This is a genomic window from Streptomyces oryzae (assembly GCF_017676365.1).
Taxonomy (GTDB): Bacteria; Actinomycetota; Actinomycetes; order Streptomycetales; family Streptomycetaceae; genus Streptomyces; species Streptomyces oryzae.
On record NZ_JADKMA010000319.1, the window covers coordinates 1 to 4,722 of the forward strand.

Consider the following 4,722-nt stretch of genomic DNA (forward strand, 5'->3'; position numbering starts at 1 on the left):
GGGGTTGCGGGTGCACGCCGATTCGGACGGGGACGGGGACGCGGGCGCGGGCGGTGAGGGGGCGACCGTGCGGGTCGCCACCTTCCTCGGCGGGCTCACCCGCCTGCACCTGGTGTGCGACTCCGGCGCCGAGGCCAAGGTCGACCTCCCCAGCTGGGAGGCGGACTCCTTGACACCCGGGGCCCATTGCCGGCTCACCCCGCACGAGAATCCGGTCCTCGTGGTGGAGCCCGACTGAGCGCGTGCCCGGCGTGGGGGCTGTGGGGGGCGCCACCGGAAAGAGCGGGGAGGGGGCACCCCCTCATCAGCTACGGGCGGTCCACCTTCGCACCGAGGTCCACCAGCTTCTGCTGGAAGTTCTCATAGCCCCGGTTGATCAGATCAATGCCGTGCACCCGCGACGTACCCTGCGCGGCCAGCGCGGCGATCAGATACGAGAAACCCCCACGCAGGTCCGGGATGATCAGATCGCTGCCCTGCAGCCTGGTCGGCCCGGAAACCACCGCGGAGTGCAGGAAGTTGCGCTGCCCGAAGCGGCACGGCATCCCGCCCAGGCACTCGCGGTAGAGCTGGATGTGCGCCCCCATCTGGTTGAGCGCCGAGGTGAAGCCGAGCCGCGACTCGTACACCGTCTCGTGCACGATCGACAGCCCGGAAGCCTGCGTCAGCGCCACCACCAGCGGCTGCTGCCAGTCGGTCTGGAACCCGGGGTGTACGTCCGTCTCCAGCGCGATGGCGTTCAGCGGGCCGCCCGGGTGCCAGAACCGGATGCCCTCGTCACCGATCTCGAACGCGCCGCCCACCTTCCGGAAGGTGTTGAGGAACGCGATCATCGACCGCTGCTCGGCACCGCGTACGAAAACGCTGCCCTCGGTCGCCAGCGCCGCGCTCGCCCAGGAGGCCGCCTCCAGCCGGTCGGGCAGCGCGCGGTGCGTGTAGCCGCCCAGCTTGTCGACGCCCGTGATCCGGATGGTGCGGTCGGTGTCCATCGAGATGATCGCGCCCATTTTCTGCAGTACGCAGATCAGGTCCTCGATCTCCGGCTCGACCGCCGCGTTGGACAGCTCGGTGACGCCGTCCGCCAGCACCGCCGTCAGCAGCACCTGCTCCGTCGAGCCGACCGACGGGTACGGCAGCCGGATCTTGGTACCGCGCAGCCGCTGCGGGGCCTCCAGATACTGGCCGTCGGCGCGCTTCTCGATGGTCGCGCCGAACTTCCGCAGTACGTCGAAGTGGAAGTCCACCGGACGGCCGCCGATGTCGCAGCCGCCCAGACCCGGGATGAACGCGTGCCCCAGCCGGTGCAGAAGAGGCCCGCAGAACAGGATCGGGATACGCGACGAGCCCGCGTGCGCGTCGATGTCCGCGACGTTCGCGCTCTCCACGTGGGAGGGATCGAGAACCAGCTCGCCGGACTCGTCCCCGGTGCGCACCGTGACGCCGTGCAGCTGGAGCAGCCCGCGCACGACGCGGACATCCCGGATGTCCGGCACGTTGCGCAGCCGGCTCGGCTCACTGCCCAGCAGCGCGGCGACCATGGCCTTGGGGACGAGGTTCTTCGCACCCCGGACACGGATCTCGCCCTCGAGCGGGGCACCACCGTGGACGAGGAGTACGTCGGCTGCGCTGTCGGTCATGGATCTCCGCGATTCCGCGAGACGGGATGGGACAACAGGCAAGCGTAATGGCCTCGTCCGGTGCGAACCCATGCCCGAGGGGGGTCGGTGACTGTCACAGCTCGGCAATAACACGAAGGGTGATTTGCCCGTTACCTGTCGTACTGCCGGTGGGGCGGCGGTCCGCAGCCGGTCCGCAGCCGGTCCGCAGCCGGTCCGCCGCTGGTCCGCCGTGGGGACCGCCCCGTGAACGCCATGCGCCCCGTGTGAACCGGTTCGCGGGTCTTCGATCCGGCTATTGGGTCCCACGAACGGCGCAGGTGCGGGATCATTGCTGTATGACCGAGGTGTCCTCGCTCACCGGACGACTGCTCGTCGCCACACCGGTGCTGGCCGATCCGAACTTCGACCGCGCGGTGGTGCTCCTCCTCGACCACGACGAGGAGGGCTCACTGGGCGTGGTCCTCAACCGTCCCACCCCGGTGGACGTCAGCGACATCCTGGAGCCCTGGGCAGCGCTCACCGGCGAGCCCGGTGTCGTCTTCCAGGGCGGCCCCGTCTCGCTGGACGCCGCGCTGGGCGTCGCCGTGGTCCCCTCCGGCAGAGGCGACCGCACCGATGGAGGCCCGGCCCGCGCGGAAGAGCCCGCCGCCCGGCCGGAGCGCGACCGGACCGGCACCCGGCCTGCGGAGTCGCACGGCGCGGGCACGGGGGAGGCCGAGAGAGCCGCCGGCCCCGAGCGGGTCACCGGCCGGGAGCGTGCGGGTGCCGAAACGGAGGCCGCCCGCGCCGCGGACGCCGCTGAAGCGGACACCGGCCCTGAGAACGGAACCGGGGCCGGGACCGGTACGGATGCGGACATGAGTGCGGGCCCGGATATGGATTCGGGCGCGGGCGCAGACACGGGTACGAGTACGGGCGCAGGTACGGGTGGGGGTGCGGAGACGGGCGGGGGTGCAGACACGGGTGTGGGTACGGGTTCGGGCGCCGGCACGGACACCGATACCGACACCGTCCTCGACACCGACGGCCCGCTCGGCTGGCGCCGGGTGCACGGCGCCATCGGCCTCGTCGACCTGGAGGCGCCGCCGGAGCTGCTCGCCGCCGAGCTGGGCTCGCTGCGGATCTTCGCCGGATACGCGGGCTGGGGCCCTGGCCAGCTGGAGAAGGAGCTGTCGGAGGGCGCGTGGTACGTGGTCGAGTCCGAGCCCGGCGATGTCTCCTCACCGGCTCCCGAGCGGTTGTGGCGGTCCGTACTGCGCAGACAGCGGAGCGAGTTGGCGCTGGTCGCCACGTATCCGGACGACCCGTCGCTGAACTGAGGGATACGGCGGCCCGGCGGTGACCCCGAGGCGGACCGAACACGGTTGCGCAGGGGCTCCCGACGGGTGACGCGGGCCACCGCCCATGCCTGACGTGTTCCGGTCGCATGAGTACCCTTGGACTGCATGAGCACTCTTGAGCCCGAGCGCGGGGCGGGCACCGGCACACTCGTCGAGCCGACCCCGCAGACGTCACACGGTGATGGCGATCACGAGCGATTTGCCCACTATGTCCAGAAGGACAAGATCATGGCGAGCGCGATGGACGGGACGCCCGTCGTCGCACTCTGCGGGAAGGTCTGGGTCCCGGGCCGCGACCCGAAGAAGTACCCCGTCTGCCCGATGTGCAAGGAGATCTACGAGACGATGGGTCCCGGCGGGGACAAGAACGGCAAGGACGGCAAGGGCGACGGCAAGAAGTAGCCCCCACGCGTTCGAGCTCAGCGCCCCCGCGCACACCACACGCGTACAGCCCATACGACGCGTAACGCACACCGCCGCCTCGCCCGTACTCCGTTCGGGCGAGGCGGCGGTTGCTGTTCTGTGGACGGAGTTGTTCCGCTCGGCGTCCTACTGAACTTGGTCGTGGGGGAGTTGGGGGCGCTGCTACCGTCAGGTGCACGACAGTCACCTGACGCTACTGGGAGCTTGCCGTGCGCCTCACCCGCCCCGCCGTCTCGTTGGCCGCCACTGCGGTTGCCGCTGCGCTGCTTCTCGCCGGGTGCGGTGGGGGTGAGGGCGGCGGTTCGCAGAGCGACAAGATCGAGGGCGCGGACGATTCGGGGAAGGGCGGCAAGTCGCCGAGTCCGTCGAAGAAGGGGAAGGACTCGCCGGGGGACTTCCGTACGTCGGACATCAAGTTGCCGGATGACGTCAAGCAGGTCTTCGACTGGGAGCAGCCCTCAGACCCTGACAAGGCCGCTGCCCTGGACGGAGCCGCCGACTACATGCGGGCGATGATGCATGCGATGGCCGAACAGGACCCGAAGGACCCGCTCCTGTCCGCTCATGCGGTGCCGCTGGGTGATGCGCAGGAGTACGCATCCTACATCGCGGGGGAAGGTAAGAAGAGGGGCTTCACCGTCACTGGGACGGAGCGGTACTACAAGGAGCAGCTCGGGGAGCTGACCAAGAAAGGTCTGATCGAGGTCGACTACTGCGTCGACCAGGCGAAGCTGTTCAGCAAAAAGGCCAAGACCGGAAAGGTGCTCCGTACCAGCCCCTCGGATGAGAGCTACCTGCACTTCGAACTCGTCATGCAGAAGCCGTCCAAGTCGGGAGGTTCCTGGAAGGCTCGGGCGGTCACGGTGACAGAAAAGGCGGTGAAACAATGCGGAAAGTAAAGACGGGGGCATCGCTGATCGGAGCTGTCGCCTTAGCGCTCATGGTGGAGGCACCTGCCGCTGAAGCCAACACGGGCTATGGGCGGGGTGAGAAAGAAGGAAAGACCTACAGCGCCGAGGCCGGTGTCGTCCACTACTCCGGCAACGGTTCCGGTGGGAGCAAAGGTGGTGGGGGGAACCTGTCCGTGCCGGGTGGGGATTGGTCGCCGCCGCCGTGTTGGTACGCACCGACGTATACACCGAAGCAGCTCAAGGAAAAGGTGGACGCTTCACCGTATTCGTTGACGGGGCAGGATCCGTACAACAAGTACGTGAAGGAGGAGACGGACCGGGATATCCGGCACATGTATTCGGAGGGGGAGTACAAGGACTACAACCTGGACAAGCAGGGTGAGGGGAAGTTCTGGGCGGCGGTGCCGAATCCGGGGGAGAGGGATGCGG

General features: G+C 68.8%; 4 protein-coding genes and 3 pseudogenes. 6 read left to right on the forward strand and 1 reads right to left on the reverse strand.

All coding sequences use genetic code 11. The features are described from left to right. Nucleotides 1-238: TOBE domain-containing protein (locus tag ITI46_RS33255; protein ID WP_209243674.1), on the forward strand; the 238-nt coding region annotated here is incomplete at its 5' end. Between the two features lie 70 nt (nucleotides 239-308). On the opposite strand, the gene murA is transcribed toward ITI46_RS33255, so the two are convergent. After that, nucleotides 309-1,637 carry a UDP-N-acetylglucosamine 1-carboxyvinyltransferase gene (gene murA / locus ITI46_RS33260; RefSeq protein ID WP_209243675.1) on the reverse strand — a complete coding sequence of 443 codons (1,329 nt, stop codon included), beginning with the start codon at nucleotides 1,635-1,637 and terminating at the stop codon, nucleotides 309-311. Nucleotides 1,638-1,954: 317 nt separating this feature from the next. On the opposite strand from murA, the pseudogene ITI46_RS35285 reads away from it, so the two are divergent. The 5 genes and pseudogenes from ITI46_RS35285 to ITI46_RS33280 all read left to right on the forward strand — a co-directional run. Beyond that, nucleotides 1,955-2,225, forward strand: a pseudogene (locus tag ITI46_RS35285) (YqgE/AlgH family protein); the annotation flags it as partial. Nucleotides 2,226-2,638: 413 nt separating this feature from the next. Beyond that, nucleotides 2,639-2,938 (forward strand): annotated as a pseudogene (locus ITI46_RS35290) (YqgE/AlgH family protein); the annotation flags it as partial. A 126-nt stretch (nucleotides 2,939-3,064) separates the two neighbouring features. Beyond that, entirely contained in the window at nucleotides 3,065-3,361 is a 297-nt protein-coding gene (locus ITI46_RS33270; RefSeq protein ID WP_209243677.1) for a DUF3039 domain-containing protein, read from the forward strand. A 230-nt stretch (nucleotides 3,362-3,591) separates the two neighbouring features. Next, a complete protein-coding gene (locus ITI46_RS33275) occupies nucleotides 3,592-4,281 on the forward strand; it encodes a hypothetical protein (protein ID WP_209243678.1) in 690 nt (229 codons plus the stop codon). Beyond that, nucleotides 4,269-4,722 (forward strand): annotated as a pseudogene (locus ITI46_RS33280) (hypothetical protein); the annotation flags it as partial. The gene ITI46_RS33275 and the pseudogene ITI46_RS33280, both read left to right, overlap by 13 nt.

Excerpts from the sequence above, each read along its gene's own strand:
- murA (WP_209243675.1), bottom strand. The coding sequence starts at position 1,637 with ATGACCGACAGCGCAGCCGACGTACTCCTCGTCCACGGTGGTGCCCCG.
- ITI46_RS33270 (WP_209243677.1), top strand. The coding sequence starts at position 3,065 with ATGAGCACTCTTGAGCCCGAGCGCGGGGCGGGCACCGGCACACTCGTC.